This is a genomic window from Paraliobacillus zengyii (assembly GCF_003268595.1).
GTDB lineage: Bacteria > Bacillota > Bacilli > Bacillales > Amphibacillaceae > Paraliobacillus_A > Paraliobacillus_A zengyii.
Window position 1 is genome coordinate 2,876,710 of record NZ_CP029797.1, and the last position, 15,906, is coordinate 2,892,615.

At 37.2% G+C, this 15,906-nt stretch carries 17 protein-coding genes; 4 read left to right on the plus strand and 13 right to left on the minus strand.

Features of this window, described 5'->3' with window-relative positions; translation table 11 throughout:
* Positions 1–14: 14 nt before the first annotated feature.
* From DM447_RS14540 to DM447_RS14575, 8 genes are all read right to left on the minus strand, one after another.
* A complete protein-coding gene (locus DM447_RS14540) occupies positions 15–512 on the minus strand; it encodes a flagellar protein FlgN (RefSeq protein WP_112181908.1) in 498 nt (165 codons plus the stop codon).
* A gap of 68 nt (positions 513–580) precedes the next feature.
* Positions 581–847: a flagellar biosynthesis anti-sigma factor FlgM gene (flgM, locus tag DM447_RS14545; protein ID WP_338418764.1), complete on the minus strand. Its 267-nt coding sequence runs from the start codon at positions 845–847 to the stop codon at positions 581–583.
* A 65-nt stretch (positions 848–912) separates the two neighbouring features.
* Complete coding sequence (locus DM447_RS14550; protein WP_112181910.1) at positions 913–1,344, minus strand: TIGR03826 family flagellar region protein; 432 nt, start codon at positions 1,342–1,344, stop codon at positions 913–915.
* A 614-nt stretch (positions 1,345–1,958) separates the two neighbouring features.
* A complete protein-coding gene (locus DM447_RS14555) occupies positions 1,959–2,642 on the minus strand; it encodes a ComFC family protein (RefSeq protein ID WP_112181911.1) in 684 nt (227 codons plus the stop codon).
* Positions 2,642–4,057 carry an ATP-dependent helicase ComFA gene (locus DM447_RS14560; protein ID WP_232828001.1) on the minus strand — a complete coding sequence of 472 codons (1,416 nt, stop codon included), beginning with the start codon at positions 4,055–4,057 and terminating at the stop codon, positions 2,642–2,644. Before DM447_RS14560 ends, DM447_RS14555 begins: the two co-directional genes overlap by 1 nt.
* Positions 4,058–4,314: 257 nt before the next feature.
* The gene (locus DM447_RS14565) at positions 4,315–5,157 is read right to left on the minus strand and encodes a DegV family protein (protein ID WP_112181912.1); all 843 of its coding nucleotides are present in this window, start codon (positions 5,155–5,157) and stop codon (positions 4,315–4,317) included.
* A 224-nt stretch (positions 5,158–5,381) separates the two neighbouring features.
* The gene (locus DM447_RS14570; protein ID WP_112181913.1) at positions 5,382–6,056 is read right to left on the minus strand and encodes a response regulator; all 675 of its coding nucleotides are present in this window, start codon (positions 6,054–6,056) and stop codon (positions 5,382–5,384) included.
* Between the two features lie 161 nt (positions 6,057–6,217).
* Complete coding sequence (locus tag DM447_RS14575; protein ID WP_112181914.1) at positions 6,218–7,351, minus strand: sensor histidine kinase; 1,134 nt, start codon at positions 7,349–7,351, stop codon at positions 6,218–6,220.
* 185 nt (positions 7,352–7,536) lie between these two features.
* Here DM447_RS14575 and DM447_RS14580 point away from each other — a divergent pair, with 185 nt between their 5' ends.
* Complete coding sequence (locus tag DM447_RS14580; protein ID WP_112181915.1) at positions 7,537–8,187, plus strand: YigZ family protein; 651 nt, start codon at positions 7,537–7,539, stop codon at positions 8,185–8,187.
* Here DM447_RS14580 and DM447_RS14585 read toward each other — a convergent pair.
* Positions 8,184–8,687, minus strand: coding sequence for a VanZ family protein (locus DM447_RS14585; protein ID WP_112181916.1), 504 nt, complete (start codon positions 8,685–8,687; stop codon positions 8,184–8,186). The two genes, DM447_RS14580 and DM447_RS14585, sit on opposite strands and share 4 nt — an antisense overlap.
* A gap of 127 nt (positions 8,688–8,814) precedes the next feature.
* Between DM447_RS14585 and DM447_RS14590 the strand changes: the two genes are divergently transcribed.
* Together DM447_RS14590 and DM447_RS14595 are read left to right on the plus strand one after the other, a co-directional pair.
* Complete coding sequence (locus DM447_RS14590) at positions 8,815–9,393, plus strand: class D sortase (RefSeq protein WP_112181917.1); 579 nt, start codon at positions 8,815–8,817, stop codon at positions 9,391–9,393.
* A gap of 12 nt (positions 9,394–9,405) precedes the next feature.
* The gene (locus DM447_RS14595; protein ID WP_112181918.1) at positions 9,406–11,412 is read left to right on the plus strand and encodes a penicillin-binding transpeptidase domain-containing protein; all 2,007 of its coding nucleotides are present in this window, start codon (positions 9,406–9,408) and stop codon (positions 11,410–11,412) included.
* A 632-nt stretch (positions 11,413–12,044) separates the two neighbouring features.
* On the opposite strand, the gene DM447_RS14600 is transcribed toward DM447_RS14595, so the two are convergent.
* Entirely contained in the window at positions 12,045–12,488 is a 444-nt protein-coding gene (locus DM447_RS14600) for an IDEAL domain-containing protein (RefSeq protein ID WP_112181919.1), read from the minus strand.
* A gap of 468 nt (positions 12,489–12,956) precedes the next feature.
* On the opposite strand from DM447_RS14600, the gene DM447_RS14605 reads away from it, so the two are divergent.
* On the plus strand, positions 12,957–13,928 hold the full coding sequence (locus DM447_RS14605) for an aromatic acid exporter family protein (protein WP_241964532.1): 972 nt from the start codon (positions 12,957–12,959) through the stop codon (positions 13,926–13,928).
* A 43-nt stretch (positions 13,929–13,971) separates the two neighbouring features.
* Here the strand turns inward: DM447_RS14605 and DM447_RS14610 are convergent, their stop codons facing one another.
* The 3 genes from DM447_RS14610 to DM447_RS14620 form a co-directional block, all read right to left on the minus strand.
* Positions 13,972–14,682 carry a SurA N-terminal domain-containing protein gene (locus DM447_RS14610; RefSeq protein ID WP_112181921.1) on the minus strand — a complete coding sequence of 237 codons (711 nt, stop codon included), beginning with the start codon at positions 14,680–14,682 and terminating at the stop codon, positions 13,972–13,974.
* A 90-nt stretch (positions 14,683–14,772) separates the two neighbouring features.
* The gene (locus DM447_RS14615) at positions 14,773–15,306 is read right to left on the minus strand and encodes a chromate transporter (RefSeq protein ID WP_112181922.1); all 534 of its coding nucleotides are present in this window, start codon (positions 15,304–15,306) and stop codon (positions 14,773–14,775) included.
* The gene (locus DM447_RS14620) at positions 15,303–15,860 is read right to left on the minus strand and encodes a chromate transporter (protein WP_112181923.1); all 558 of its coding nucleotides are present in this window, start codon (positions 15,858–15,860) and stop codon (positions 15,303–15,305) included. The genes DM447_RS14615 and DM447_RS14620 overlap by 4 nt, the downstream gene beginning before the upstream one ends.
* Between the last annotated feature and the right edge of the window lie 46 nt (positions 15,861–15,906).

Here is a 15,906-nt window from a genome sequence, read left to right on the forward strand (position 1 = left end):
GAATTACCTCCTTTTTATGCCTTAGAGTCAAATACGGATCGCTTCGTTTCTTTATCCGAATTTAATTTATTTTGGTTACCATAATTAAAACTTTGAATCGTCGGTGCGATCATATTCATTGATAATTGAACAAATTGCAATGATTGATGTGTTAATTGTTGGTTCAATTGTTCTTGTTGTTTTAAGTTAACTAATACTTCAGCTAGTTGTGTTGTTATATCTTCTAACTGTTGCTTTTCTGTCGTATCTTCTACTACTTCTAATAGTGAGGTAACGTTTGGTTCTTCTAAATCAAGCTGGTTAGACGTTGCCCATGCAGAAACTTGCTCAAGGCGTCTTTTTTCAATTTGATCCACTGCTTGCACATGCTTTTTCTCTTTTTTTAACAATTGTTGTAATTCATCCGTATCGCCATCTTTCAAGACGTCTGTTTTGCTTTTAGAGATAGAATACAAGCTTTGATGAAGCTCCAATAATTGTTGTAAAGACGCATTAATTTCTTGCATGGACATAAAACTGTCCTCCCTCTGCTTTCAAATAGTACTTTAATCGTTACCTATTTATTATCTGCCAGACAACCCTATTTCCAAAAATTCAAAAGTTTCTCAGCTGTTTGTTTCGGCGCAATATTGTAAGTTCCATTTTCAACTGCTTGTTTGATCTCATTAACACGTGCTTCACGTTGTGGTTGCACGCTATCATTTCCTTGCATTTTTTTTGCTTGGTCAGAGATTTGCAGTTGATCTGATTTCACTTGTTTGTCAGTTTGCACTTCTGCTTGCTTGTTGATTTTTTTTTTATATGGGTTGAAATTGGAATGGTTGGGACCTTGTATTTTCAAGACCATCACCCTCTTTCTAAATTTGATTCCGTTTACGTATAGTTACTATATCGGTATTTAGCTTATAAAGTTTAGTTATTTCTTTTATTTTTGTCAACAGCAAAATAAGTAGCTGCTTTTTTATTTTCTTCTGCTTTGTTTCTTGCTTGCACGCTATCAATATTATCTTGATATGTCAGCGCAGATGTTAATTCTTTTGAGCAGTTTGAACAAAGTTTACCCTCTTGAATAGGATTTCCACACTTATCACACGGATACGTTAAGTTAGGAAATTGTGATGCTCTTAAACGTTGTTCCTTCACAAATTTTATTATTAACTCTTCTTCTACACCCGTTCCTTCGGTAATCTCAGGAATGGTTGCTTGACGATTGATACGTTTTTTCATAAATGCATACACAATTTGAAAATTCTTTTCTTCTTCTTTTATACAATCCGGACAAACACTCCGGTTAACTTTCACATACAAATTCCCACAGTTAGAACAGTTATCTAACTCACCCATGGGTAATCCCACCTTTACTATATTTCATCATTATATCATATATATCGGAGGTCTGAGTGAAATGTGAATAGGCATATCGCCTTAATTTAAAGCTATTTTCTAAAATGTTTATGTTAAGAAAATTAATAAACTACGATTTAACTGCCATGTTGATTTTTGCTTCGGGCAGTCGCTTTCCGCGGGCAAGTCTTCAGCTAACTTCGTAAAACAAAAATCGTTTTACGAAGTGGATCTTCAGATCTTGCTTTTCCCGCAGGAGTCGACTGCCCTACGCTACAATCGATGAGCAGAATGTAAATTTATGTTGTAATAATCAGAATTAAACTTTATCACTAGCAGATATCATATTACTTTTAACCGCAATCCAGCGAAGACAGCAAAGGGTTGAGACTCCTGTGGGAACAGCAAATGTTTTCGATGGGATGAGTAATCGCAATCCCACAAACCGAAGATCCTCTATAGAAGCGTTCTTTGCTTCTATAGATAGCTAAGGTTGTGCCCACGGAAAGCGAGACCCTTTGCTGACGTAGCGGGCAATAAGCTCACTACCTAATTCCCCATCAACTCTTCACTAATTAGCAACGAATTTTATAAAAATCTACCATCCCTTAGTGTCACCTGGCAAGTGTAAAGGCGTATACTTTTGGGCAGTCATGTTGCTTAAGTAATTTGGCGGCATGTCTTAGTGTGGTTCCTGTTGTGTATATGTCATCAATTAAGATTACGGGTTTAGTAATCGAAGTTTCTAACAGAAATGGATTGGTGCTAGCTAGCCGTGCTTGGCGTGTCCTTTTTGCATGTTTTTCCCCATGAAGTCGTTTTAATACATTTTTTGTTGGATAAGGAAGTGATTTAGCTAGTATTTCTGCTTGATTAAACGCCCGTTCGTGCAAACGTTCTTCACTTAATGGTATCGGAACAAGTACAGCATCTGGAACTTCTTTCACAAAAATCGTTTCAAAATTGGTAACTAAGTCCTGCCGAAAAGCTTCGTGAATTACATAATCTCCTCGGTATTTCCACTTTGTAATCATCGCTTGTAATTGTTCATTATACTGATAAACAGAGCGATTGAAAGTTAAAAGGTCTGTATACAATGGATCTTGTTGCCACTTTTCACAATCAGGACAAATTTGATCGTTACTATTATTTCTCCCACAGATCTTACAGGTTATTTGTGTGATTCGCTTAAGGCCTGTAAAACAAGTCTGACAGAGGGTTTGCACTTTGGTGGGAACAAAGAAGGTCTGCCAGTTTACTTCTGGGATAATTAATTTTTGACACCAGACACACCGCATCAACAACGCCTGCCTTTCTTGTTCATTTGGTTAATCTCTTGTCCAGCACGGAGCATTGCATTTGTTTTACCATCATGAAAAAAGATAACCTCACCAGTTGGATCAATCGGGCTTCTTCCTGCTCTGCCTGCAATTTGAACAAGTGCAGCTTCGTCAAACACTTCATGACCAGCATCAATTACTGCTACATCTACAGAAGGAAAGGTAACGCCGCGTTCAAGAATTGTAGTTGTAAGTATAATATCAAGCTCTTGCTGGCGAAAAAGGTTTACCTTCTCTTCTCGGTCAGGATCTGAGGCATGAACAGCGGTTAGCTTTTTATCAGGTAGTTGGGTTGTGAGTGATGGCAATAAGTCAGTAGCAAGTTGAATTGTCGGAACAAAAAGCAGTACTTGCCGAGTGGCACGTATACGACGAGCAAACCAGTTCCAAAAAGCACGTGGTAATTGCTTTGCTGTTAGTGAATTTTTTAGTGTGGTTAACCGTAGTTGGGGTTCTGGAAGAGGATATCCATGGAATCTTATTGGTACGAAAACGGTCGTAAGTTTTTTTTTATTGGAGCGTTTTTTTAAATCTTGTCGTGGTGTGGCAGTGAGGTAAATGGTTGTTGCATCTGGCTTTGTTGCACGACTTGCCGCATACGGTAAGGAGGCTTCAGCATGAAATGGAAAGGCATCGACTTCATCAATGATCACCACATCAAATGCATGTGCGAAACGTAAAAGTTGGTGGGTCGTTGCAAGGATTAATTGTGCATTTTCTACTTTTACTTCAGCACCACCATATAGCCCAGCTAATGTTGTTTCTGGAAAAGCTTGTTTGAAGCGCGGGATTAGTTCACGAACAACATCTGCACGCGGTGTCGCAAGGCAGACCCGCTTTCCTTGTCTAATCACAGTCGCAATTCCTTGAAACAACATCTCTGTTTTTCCTGCGCCGCAAACTGCCCAAACAAGGAGTTTTTCCTTTCCTTTTTCCATTGCTTGTTCGATTTTGTTTGCTGCATTTTGTTGTGCTGGTGTAAGTTCGCCCATCCATTTGCAAGGTTTATTTTGTTGGGTAAAGATAGGTTGGGGACCTGTCCAATAGTAGAGCGGTGTACACATCATCACACGACCCATCTCAATACAATTCCGACAATAAACATGCGCTTTTTGGCAGCGTGCACAAGGTATGGTCGCAAAATGATAGTTTTGCTTATTGCCACATCGTCTACATTGATAGTGTTTTCCATTAAATGAAGGGGTTATTGCACTGATTTTCCGAAGATGATTTTGTTTAAGTAGGCTTGCTAACGCTTCATCTGATAAATCCATTTCTTCTCGAAGTAACAATTTCCCGACGAATGGTGGGATGTCTGTAGATTTTTCTACGGTGAGAGTTGGGGATGGTAGGAAGCTAAAATCGTTTGCCAAGTGATCACTCCTTTTTTATTTTTATCATAGCGTGCGAAGGCAGAAAAAGCTAGCAATTACAGGTGGATTTTTCTCAATGGCTCATATATTTTCGTGAAAGGAGCATATATTCTTGCTACGGCTCATTTATTCTGCTGAACGTAGCATATAATTCAGCGAACGTCCCATATAGCCATTTTTCCAGCACTTATGCTCCCTCCGCCATTCCCGTCAAATCCGCCATACAAAAAAAGACTCCACCTCAGCGGAATCTTTTCTTATTTCATATACCAGCCTAGTCCAAGTGCACCTTCACCGAGGTGTGTGCCGATCACGGCGCCAAAATAGCTTAAGCTAATTTCTGCATTTGGATAGCGTTGTTCGAGACCTTCTTTTAAAACAAGTGCGTCTTCTTCTCGATTTGCATGGATGACAACTGCGCGTATCGGTTTACCTGTATCTGCATCTTCTGCAAACAATCCGATAATCCGCTTTAGTGCTTTTTTATGGGTGCGGATTTTTTCAAATGGGACGATCTGCTTATCAACAAAATGTAGTAAAGGTTTAACTTGAAGCATGCTGCCGACTAATGCTTGAGCACTATTTAATCGTCCACCTCGTTGTAAGTTTGTCAAATCATCAACCAAAAAGTAAGCACGCATTGATTGTTTCATTTCCTCTAAACGAGCGATAATTGTTTTTGGTGCTGCACCGTGTTTAGCCATTTCTACAGCTTCTAACACATAGAATCCTTGTGGCATACAGCTAATTTCTGAATCGAATACATGTACATCAATTCCATCAACCATGTCTCCTGCTGCGATCATTGCTTGATACGTACCACTGATTCCGCTTGAGAGGTGAACGGAAATAACTGCATCATATTCTGTTGCTAGTTTCTCTAATTTCTCTGTCATATATCCGATGGAAGGTTGGGAGGTTTTCGGTAATTCTTTTGCTTGTCTACTAAGTGGATAAAATTCTTTTGCCTGTAAGTCTATTTCTTCCTGATAGGACTTATCTTCTAAGACTACATTTAATGGAACCATTTCAATACCTAACTGCTCCCGTAATTCAGAAGGTATGTATGCCGTACTATCCGTCATTACTGCTACTTTCATAATTATTATCTTACCCTTCTAATGCAGTCTTTTTATAATAGAAATAAATGCGACATTCCTTCGTGCTAACTAAGTATATACTTTCTACCTAATTCTACCTAATTTTCTTAGTAAATAATAGTCTCGTGTTTTAGAAAATGAATTGTTTTAAAACGAAGATAGTTTGCTTGTGTTTTAAGGAGAGGAAGGACCAACCGGCAGGTGTCATACCTACCGGAAATCACTTACATTACTTCTACCCAACCGTTGCGAATTGCCAAAACAACAGCTTGCGTTCGATCATTAACATTTAATTTTTGCAATATATTACTAACATGATTTTTAACTGTTTTTTCACTAATAAATAACATTTCTGCAACGCCACGATTACTCTTTCCATCTGTTAAAAGTTGTAATACTTCGCATTCACGACGTGTTAATAAATGCAGTGGTTTACGATATTCAGTAGGATCCATACTACCTACTTGTGACAAACTTAAACGACGGAATTCTTTGACTAAGTTATGTGTAATCTTTGGATGTAAATAAGATCCACCTTCTGTTACAATTTTAATGGCATTGATTAATGTCTCCGAATCCATTTCTTTCAATAGATATCCTTGTGCACCTGATTTCAATGCATGTGTTACGTAATTTTCATCGTCATGAATTGATAAAATTATGACTTTTGCTTGAGGGTATTTTTCCATTAAATGCTTAGTAGCTTGTACACCATTAATATGTGGCATGTTAATATCCATCAAAATGACATCCGGCTCATATTTATCCATCAAACTAACAACTTCATCACCGTCATTCCCCTCAGCAACTACTTCAAAACTCTCTTCAAATTCAAGAATTCTTCTAACGCCTTCTCGAAACAAAATATGATCGTCTATCAATACGATTTTTGTCGTCATTCCCTCTTCCTCCCGTTTCAACTACTTCTATTTTCATAATTATGTTTGAGCTATTATGATCGGTGATTATTTAAATTTCCAAAAAATAACCTACTAATATGCTAAAATTAAAGTCACATAAACTATTATACACGATTTTTGTCGATTTGTAGTATGACTTTTTATTCATTTAATGGAACGTTGATTAGTATCCTTGTACCCTTACCTAATTCAGATTGAATTTTCAATGTCCCATCTAAAAGTTCCACTCGTTCATGCATACCAATTAATCCAAATGAATGCTCTTCCTTTAAACCTTGATCGAATCCATTTCCATTATCACTAATCGTCGCGGAAACTACCTTCGATGTTATTTCTAATTTTACATTAATTTCTTCTGCTTGTGCATGTTTAATTGCATTTTGTACCGCTTCCTGGATTAATCGAAATAACGCAACTTCATATTTACTTGCCAGTCGTTCGGTTTTACCTAATGCTGTAAAAACAATTTTAGTTTGATTATACTCTTCTATATTATTTAAATACTTTTTAATCGTTGGTAAAAGTCCAAGATCATCTAGTGCCATTGGACGAAGGTCATAAATGATTCGACGAACTTCATACAAAGAAGATCTCACTAATGAACGAACACCTTTCATTTCACTTAGAGCTTCCTCCCGTCCTCGTTCTTTAAACGTCTTGTCCACTATTTCTGATCGAAGAAGGATATTAGCAAGCATCTGCGCTGGTCCATCATGCATTTCACGAGATAACCTTTTTCTTTCATCTTCTTGTGCTTGAATGATTTTTAAACCAAATGCCTGTTTTTCATTTGCATCTTGGACCAATTCATTTACTTGCTGAAAATCTTCATTTAAATAATTCAACACGATCGATACCTTACTAACAAGTCCATCTGCTCGTTCAATTGTTTGCTCAAGTGTTTTTAGTCTACGTTCAATTTCATCTCTTTTTTGACGTAAATTCTTTTCACTCGTTTGTTTCAATTTCAAATCACTTTGTAATTGATGGGTCTGCTCATATACTTCTCGTATCTCTTCTTCCCCATACTTACTAAAGTGATGGCTAACTTCTGCTAGTCTATTTCTGGAAAGCTGTGTTTTCTTTTCAAGACTATCTACCTCGTCAATTACACGAATTAATTCTAGTTTAATTTCTTCTAATTGCTCCATTAACAGTTGGTGTTCCGTCCGAGATTCTTCCCCTATTGTATAAATGCCGTCTTTACTGTGTTCAACAACTTCCACCATTTCTGTAATGATTTCATCTAATGCTTTTCCTTCTGTCTTTTTCATTTATTATTCCACCTAATTGTTTCATTTATATGTATTCGTCTATTGTCCTCTTTTAAAGGGTGTTCCAAACAATTTAGAGTTTAACTGTTTCGTATTTATGTTGCTAGTTTTATCATAGCATAATCCCTCTTTGATTGCTGTTTCGATTGTGTCTCTATATAATGTACTTATTGGGAGGGATTACAATGTTAGATCATTATTATACGGTCAATCATACTGGTTCAGATGAAGTTGTTATCCAAAAGTCTCGTTTTATTGGTCACGTCCGAAGAGTTGAAACCGAAGCAGCAGCGATCGCATTTATTCAAGAGATAAAAAAGCAACATAACAGTGCTACACATAATTGTTCGGCCTATTTAATTGGTGAGCAGGATCTTATCCAAAAGGCACATGATGACGGAGAGCCTACTGGTACAGCTGGTGTTCCAATCTTAGAAGTTTTAAAAAAGAAGGCGTTAAAAGATACCGCAATCGTGGTGACCCGTTATTTCGGTGGGGTTAAACTCGGTGCAGGCGGACTAATTCGTGCGTATTCTAGTACAACAGCACAGGCAATTCGGACAACTGGGATTGTCGAACGCCGCCGCATGCAAGTAATAGATATAACAGTTACATACCCACTACTTGGAAAAGTAGAAAACGAACTACGAAAAGCAAACTATATAATAGAAAAGATTGATTATCTAGGAGATGTAACGTTCACTGTATTAGTTGCGATTGATCAAGTAGAAACCTTCCAAACTTGGATTACCAACTGCACAAGTGATCAAGCAACACAAAAGTTGCAAACCGAAAAATATATAGAGATACCAATTCCAGAGAAAGAAGCTGACTAATACTGGCCAGCGTTTCTTTTTTTCTTCCATCCTAAAAAAAGCAACACCAAGAAAACACCGATAAGTGCACCAAATGAATCTAGTATCACGTCACCAATATATGGTGTCCGATTCGGTGTAAAACCTTGGTGCCATTCATCTAAAGCAGCATAAACAACTGTAGCAAAGAATGCTACTAAAATTAGATTGCGGGTCCTGAATCGCAAAAAAGTATTGCTGCATGCTAGATAAAACAATATAAATAGAACCATAAATACGCCAACATGGGCACCCTTTCGAATAAAAAACTCAACATAACCATAAATCCCTAAATTGGCAACACTTACTTCTGACTGGTGATACACAAAAACAATTTCATCAACGAATCGCTCTAGAAATGAAAGATCGATATAACGTGCAAGCATTGGTTTGACATCTTGTTCTTGGTATGGCTGTGCGGATGAACGAAAAATCACACCCATCCAAGCAATTGACAAAAGCCAATACACTATTTTTTTCATAAATATAAACTCCTTATCTATTTCATTTCTACAGATTATGTTATTCTTTAACATATAATCAAATATTACCATAAATACGTTATTTTCGAATACTATAGCTATGTAAATAAAATCAGGAGGCTTTTCTATGAAAAAAATCGCTCTACTGTTCATGTTAGCTGGTATTATCTTTTTATCCATTGGTGGTTATCAATATATAAAGACAAAAGCTGCTGAGAAAAACACATTAGATGAAGCACATACACTGCTAGAATCGCGAGAAAATACACCTACAACCATTGACCCTAGTTCTTTCTCAGCTGAGATGGGAGAGACTGTTGGTTTATTACAGATTCCTAGTATTGATGCGGAGTTAGCTATAGTAGAAGGTACCGATCCAGATGATTTAGAAAAAGGTGTTGGTCATTTTAAAAGTTCTGCTTATCCCGAGCAAAATGATCAAATCGTTTTATCAGGACATCGCGATACGGTTTTTCGTAGCTTAGGCGATGTTAAAATTGGTGATACCTTTATCATTCAACTTGAATCTGGAGATTACGAATATGAAATGGTTAGTTCGAAAGTTGTTGATGCTGATGATACAACCATTATCAAATCAACTGCCCCAGATGAAGAACTTGTGATTACGACATGCTATCCTTTCTCTTATATCGGCGATGCACCAGATCGTTATATTATTTATGCGAAACCAATAGAAACAAATTAAGGAGGTTTTACCATGCGCAATGTTGTAAAAGCGATTAGTATACTGCTTTTATTCTTTATTCTTACCGCTTGTTCGGAAGATGAAGTTCAACCAGAAGATCGACTTGCCCAATATATTGATGAATGGAATGAACAAAATTTCACTGAGATGTACAATCTCTTAGCAGATACAAGTAAAGAGACATACCCATCGGAAGAATTTATCGATCGTTATGAAAAAATTTACGGTGATATAGAAGTATCCGATTTAGCTATCACCTATACGGTACCTGAAGTAGAAGGTGAAGATACGGTACCAACTTCTTTTCCGATCGAAGTCAGTATGAACACAATGGCAGGTGAAGTTAATTTCGAATCGGAAATGACACTTGTCGAGCAAGAAACAGAGGAAGACACTAATTGGTACGTGCAGTGGGATCCTGGCTTCATCTTCCCTTCGTTAAAAGATGGTGGAGAAATCGGAATAAACACTGTCGAACCAACTCGTGGACAAATCTTTGATCGAAACCAAAATGGACTTGCAGTTAATGCAGCAATGTATACAGTCGGTCTTCAACCAGGATTATTTGAAAATGAAACAGAAGAAAAAGAACAAATTGCAGAACTGTTAGATATGGATGTTGAAGCGATTGACAGTGCATTATCTCCTGATTGGGTAAGCGACGAAACGTTTGTCCCATTAAAAAAAGTTTCAATGGACGATCCTGATTATATTGAAGAACTCAGGGCGATTGCACCAGTCGTAACACAAGAAACAACAGGTCGCTCTTATCCATATGGAGAAGCAGCTGCCCACTTAACTGGATATATTGGTACAATTACCGCTGAAGAATTAGAAGCGCAAGAAGCCGGTACATACGGACAGTCTGATCTAATTGGAAAACGAGGACTAGAACAATTGTATGAATCGCGGTTAAAAGGCACGCGTGGTGTTTCAATTGTCGTTACCTCAGAAAATGGTGGCAGTACACCAATAGTCGAACAAGAAGTACAGAATGGTGAAGATATTACCGTAACGATTGATGGAGAAGTACAGCAAACAATCTTTGCTAGTTTTCAAGATGATGCTGGAACAGCTACTGCAATTAATCCTAAAACAGGGGAAACACTTGCACTAGTATCGAGTCCTGCATTTGATCCAAACCAATTAACCTCTGGCATTAGTCAAACATTGTGGGATGAATTAAGTAATGATGAACAAAATCCATTATTGAATCGGTTTGCTTCCACTTACGCTCCAGGTTCGACAATTAAGCCGATAACAGCAGCAATTGGTTTAGAGAACGGAACCATTGAAGCAGAAGAAGGTATTGAAATTGACGGTCTCACATGGTCAAAAGATGGTTGGGGCGATTATCAAGTTCGTCGCGTTTCTGAATCATCTGGTCCAGTTGATTTAAGTGATGCTTTAATCCGATCCGATAATATCTATTTTGCACAGAAAACGGTTGAACTTGGAAGTGACGCATTTGTTGAAGGTCTAGAACAATTTGGCTTTGGTGAAGATCTTCCATATTCTTATCCAGTAGCAGCAAGTAGTATTTCTTCAGATGGTAGGCTTGATAGAGAAATTCTTTTAGCTGATACTGCTTATGGTCAGGGTGAGATGGAAATGAGCGCCTTACACTTAGCAACTGTATTTACTACCTTTTTAAATGATGGTAATATGATTCAACCTGTTTTAGAAGCAGATGAAGAATTAAGCCAAGTTTGGCAAGAAGGATTAGTTAGCAGTGAAAATGTGGCAGTAATCAAAGATGCGCTTCGTCAAGTTGTTGCAGCATCAAATGGTACTGCACCAGAGGCAAATATAGATGCAGTTGAATTATCAGGAAAAACAGGAACGTCTGAATTAAAAAGTGGTCAAGATGAAGAAGACGGCCAAGAAAACGGCTGGTTCGTCACCTATCCAAGTGATGAAGACATAATCATTTCTATGATGGTTGAACATGTAGAGAACAAAGGCGGCAGTCACTACACCGTCCAAAAAGTCGCAGATATATTTGAACAACTCAACTAATAAAAAAGCTATCCGCCCGGGCGGATAGCTTTTTATATTGTACAACTTCCACTCGAATTTCATGTTGATGGAAATTCCGTCATAAATTATTTATTCTTTAAAAGTAAAGTCATAATCTTCCGCTACGGAAAAACACTCGCTTTCCATGGGGAACGCTTCAGCCTCCTCGCGAGCAAATGTTTTCGATGGGCTGAGTAATCGCAGGCCCAAAAAACGCTCACTGTGGGGTCTTCAGACTGTTCCTTTCCCATAGGAGTCTCGCATTTTTCCTCCGCTTGGTATGGACTTTTCATTCAAGTAAGAGATGTTCTTTTCGTAAGCGTAGTTTATTGTTTCTAACTAGCGCTGTAATTCGTATTTAATCAAACAATTAACATTCTTCATATTATGCAGTGTACTAAATTAGCGTATCAAGTGAAATTGGCGACACTCCTGCAGGAACAGCGCGAGCTGAAGATCCACTCGGAAAGCGTACTGTGCTTATCCGAGTTAGCTGAAGCCGTGCCTGCGGAAAGGGAGCCGATTTCACTTGATACGCGGGCCATAAAATCCTGTTATTTCCAAATATAGAGATTCACCAAACAACCGAAAAAACAAAAACAGTAGAAACATAATGCTCCCACTGTCTACTTTTACATCTCATTTAAAACAGATGTATACTTTATAAAATTAGCACGGTCATTTGCTTCTAGTGCTTGATCTATTAATCTTTTTACATTTTGTTTTTCTAAAGCAATTATTATATCGTTAACTTCATCTGTTTCTATCACAGTTTTATCTTTCTTAACATATGGATAGATAATCGATTGCAATCTTGTATGAAAATCATCTAGTTTGAGCAAATCCGCTAAAGAAACACTTGCAAACTTTTTCCCTTTTTGAAAAACAAAAATATCTTGTTTATTTTCGACGAGACGCGTCTTACGATTCACTCTTATTTCACGCGCTTCCACTGGAACAAACTGATAAATTTGTTCGTCTAACCATAACGAAAAATATTGAAATGCTAATACTACTCGAATATGTTGCTCTTCTTCTTTCACATAGTACGGTTGAAGCATATTAACAGATAGCATGATGTGAACACTCCCCTTGTTGAATTAATGTAAAAACGGTTCTTTCTTCCTTTTTTACCATTCACTTAAAGATGTATTTCACTAATATAGTATTGGATTCCGCTATAAAACGGAACCCGATAAATGCACGTTATCATTTTCTAGTTAAAATATTTTAATGACTTCCCTAATAAAGCAATGAACCTGCTTTTGCTTCAATTAAAACTTTTCTTTTTCTACTGATAACGGTTGCAGATAGTATACCATTTATTTTAGTCTTAGCAAACGATCTGCTTTTAACCGATATTTCACACTTTTACTAATTATTAATTTTTTGTCAGAATTGATTGTAACATGTGGGTAATGTTCGCTATACTTTAGGGGAAGAGTACATAGAAAATGAAGGTGAAGCGTTTGATAAAGCAAAGAAGTATAAATTTCATTGGAAGTAGGGTTATTAAAACTGGGGTTGCAGTATTCCTGACTTCTTTGATCTGTCAATGGTTAGAATGGCCAGCAGTTTTTGCTGTTATTACTGCGATTGTTACGATTGAGCCAACGGTAAATGACTCTATTAAAAAGGGGATTATTCGATTACCAGCTTCAGCTATTGGTTCTGCCTATGCTGTTTTTTTTATATCGATATTCGGTAACTCCGCGATTACCTATACAGCTGCAGCAATGTTCACGATCATTACCTGTTTTAAATTAAAACTTCATGCTGGTTTGTTAGTTGCAACATTAACTTCTGTAGCGATGATTGAAGTTATTCACGATCAATATTTGATTGCTTTTTTTATTCGTTTAGGGACAACCTCTATCGGTATTATAACTTCTACACTAGTCAACATGTTTGTCTTACCACCAAACTATTCCAAGCGGATTTTAACTAATATTGATGCGGCACTTCAAACGACAGGAGAAGAATTAAAAGTAATCGCAAAAGATTTATTGTTTGAAACGACCGATTGTATGGATAAAGTACAAACTCAGGAAACCTTTTCTGCATTAAAAATGAAGTTAGACACAACGGATCGACTGTTACGTTTTCAACAAGCAGAAGCAAAATTTCACCGATTGACCACTTTAAGAAAAACAGAATTACAAGACGAATTAGATAAACTAAAGGCACTGCGCCTCATTCACTATCATATTGGTAACCTAATCAATACACCGTTACAAACGGTCTCATGGTCAAAAAACCAACGAGATCAGATGGTGAAAACGATCCAATCAGTTGCTGACACGATGATAAACCCAGACCATTTCCGTGAGCTCTATCATCAAAAGCAAGTTAAGACATTAATGAAACAATTTTTAACTTATAATAGAGAGACAAGTGCGCTGCAGAATGAAGAACAACCTACTTTTTTTGATCCTGAAATCATTATTCTATATGAGCTTTTATCGATCTATCACTTAGTAGAAGAAATCTTAGCCACTGAAAAAAAGGAAAACTAAAAAAAGCGAGAAACCTTATTCGTAAAGGGTTTCTCGCTTTTGCTTAAATTGCTTTTTCAATTTCTGCTTCTTCTTTTAATTGTTCAATTCGTTCCGTTAACTTTTCTTGAAGTTGCGAATTAGCGAGCTGTGCTTCGATTTGTTCACGCACTTGATTTAATTCAGGTACATCATCCGATTCACTTGCTACCTGCTCGTAATATGCTTCGATGTCTTCGTCAGATATTTCAACATCATCAAATTCCTGTTCTATATATGCTTCTTGTTGCAACTGGACTCTAGCTTGTTCCCGATACGACTCCATAGTATAGTCTAGGTTTGCTAGAGCTTCATTGAATTGTTCCTCTGAATCAAATTGGTCAATTGACTCTTGAATATACGCATCAACTTCTTCATCAGAAACTTCAATCCCTTTTGAGACTGCATCTTGCATGAGAACTTCCTGACTAATTATTGCTTGTAACGCTTGTTCTTTCACTAATTCAAGATCTTCGGTGTCGGCACCATTTTCAAATAACTGTGTCTTCACTTGGCTATAAATCATATTATATGTAGCGCCGTTTATCTCTTCTCCGTTAACTGTACCAACAACTGTATCGTCTGCAACTTTTTCTTCGTCTGAAACAGTTACTTCTTCTTGTTCAGTCGTATCTGTTGATTCTTCGTTCGCCTCATCTGAATCTTCATTGTTACAGGCAACTAAGAACATAGAAAACAGAAGAAGCAACAATATAACCGTTAATTTATTCTTCATAGATAGATTTCACTCCATTTTCAATTAATACTTCCCTTCATATTCAACCATGTTTACGAAAGACATGCAAGCGATACGAAAAGTTATTCCTCATCCTAAAAATAGCGCTCCATAGACCAGCGATCCCAAAATCACAAAGGCTGGGTGTACATGTATTCTTTCCATTAAAACATAACTTATAATAGCTATCCCTAACATTTGCAAAAGACCTGAATCCATATAAGACGTTTGAAAAAAGCTAAAGGCCATCACGCCTAGTAATATTGCAATCGTAGGCCGAATTAACATTGTCATATTTTTTACTTTTGGAGAATCTTTATGTTTCATTAAAAGACTTAATAAAGCAATCATTAAAATTAACGAAGGGGCGACTGTTGCAAATAAAGCAATGAACAGACCTAGAAAGCCACCTTGTTCAAAACCAATAAAACCAGCCATTTTCGTTGCAATAGGACCAGGTAAAGCATTTGCCATCGCAAGCATTTCACTAAAATCAGTAACCGACATCCAATTGAAGCGATCAACCACTTCATTTTCTACTAGTGGAATGGAAGCAGGCCCTCCACCATAACCAACAATCCCAGGAATGAAAAAAGCAACAAATATTTCCCAATATGTTTTCATGATTCACCCTCCTGTTGCTTTTTGGCTGTCGGTTTGACTAAAGCAAATACTAATAAACCCGTGATAAGTATACCAGGATGCAAACCAATCCATTCAATTAGAATAAGAGAAGCAATTGCTAAAACAATGGTCAACTTCCATCCAAGCCCGTCGCCAGACTTTTTCAAAAAATCATATGTCAAAACGGCTAACATCACACCAACAACTGGAACAACTGCTTGTGTCATACCATTAACCCATGCTTGATCACTAGCAGACGATAAAAATGTTAATAAAATAATCAAAATTGCAATTGTTGGAACAATCGTCGCAAGTACTGCACTAATCATGCCCACTATGCCCGCTACACGATAACCTATATACCCTGCCATTTTTGTTGCGATAGGACCAGGTAATGAGTTACCTAATGCCAATACGTTCGCAAACTCTTCCTCATCCATCCATTTATATTTTCCAACTACTTCTTTTTGAACGAGCGGGATAGAAGAAGGTCCTCCACCATAGCCAAGCATCCCAACACGAAAAAAAGCTAAAATTAATTGCCAATTTTTCATTATATACCTTCCCTTTCTTGATCGTAGTGTAAACAAAAAACAACAC

Excerpts from the sequence above, each read along its gene's own strand:
- DM447_RS14590 (WP_112181917.1), top strand. The coding sequence starts at position 8,815 with ATGAAAAAAATCGCTCTACTGTTCATGTTAGCTGGTATTATCTTTTTA.
- DM447_RS14580 (WP_112181915.1), top strand. The coding sequence starts at position 7,537 with ATGTTAGATCATTATTATACGGTCAATCATACTGGTTCAGATGAAGTT.
- DM447_RS14595 (WP_112181918.1), top strand. The coding sequence starts at position 9,406 with ATGCGCAATGTTGTAAAAGCGATTAGTATACTGCTTTTATTCTTTATT.
- DM447_RS14585 (WP_112181916.1), bottom strand. The coding sequence starts at position 8,687 with ATGAAAAAAATAGTGTATTGGCTTTTGTCAATTGCTTGGATGGGTGTG.
- DM447_RS14610 (WP_112181921.1), bottom strand. The coding sequence starts at position 14,682 with ATGAAGAATAAATTAACGGTTATATTGTTGCTTCTTCTGTTTTCTATG.
- DM447_RS14550 (WP_112181910.1), bottom strand. The coding sequence starts at position 1,344 with ATGGGTGAGTTAGATAACTGTTCTAACTGTGGGAATTTGTATGTGAAA.
- DM447_RS14575 (WP_112181914.1), bottom strand. The coding sequence starts at position 7,351 with ATGAAAAAGACAGAAGGAAAAGCATTAGATGAAATCATTACAGAAATG.
- DM447_RS14615 (WP_112181922.1), bottom strand. The coding sequence starts at position 15,306 with ATGAAAACATATTGGGAAATATTTGTTGCTTTTTTCATTCCTGGGATT.
- DM447_RS14565 (WP_112181912.1), bottom strand. The coding sequence starts at position 5,157 with ATGAAAGTAGCAGTAATGACGGATAGTACGGCATACATACCTTCTGAA.
- DM447_RS14620 (WP_112181923.1), bottom strand. The coding sequence starts at position 15,860 with ATGAAAAATTGGCAATTAATTTTAGCTTTTTTTCGTGTTGGGATGCTT.
- DM447_RS14600 (WP_112181919.1), bottom strand. The coding sequence starts at position 12,488 with ATGCTATCTGTTAATATGCTTCAACCGTACTATGTGAAAGAAGAAGAG.
- DM447_RS14555 (WP_112181911.1), bottom strand. The coding sequence starts at position 2,642 with ATGCGGTGTGTCTGGTGTCAAAAATTAATTATCCCAGAAGTAAACTGG.
- DM447_RS14540 (WP_112181908.1), bottom strand. The coding sequence starts at position 512 with ATGTCCATGCAAGAAATTAATGCGTCTTTACAACAATTATTGGAGCTT.
- flgM (WP_338418764.1), bottom strand. The coding sequence starts at position 847 with ATGGTCTTGAAAATACAAGGTCCCAACCATTCCAATTTCAACCCATAT.
- DM447_RS14570 (WP_112181913.1), bottom strand. The coding sequence starts at position 6,056 with ATGACGACAAAAATCGTATTGATAGACGATCATATTTTGTTTCGAGAA.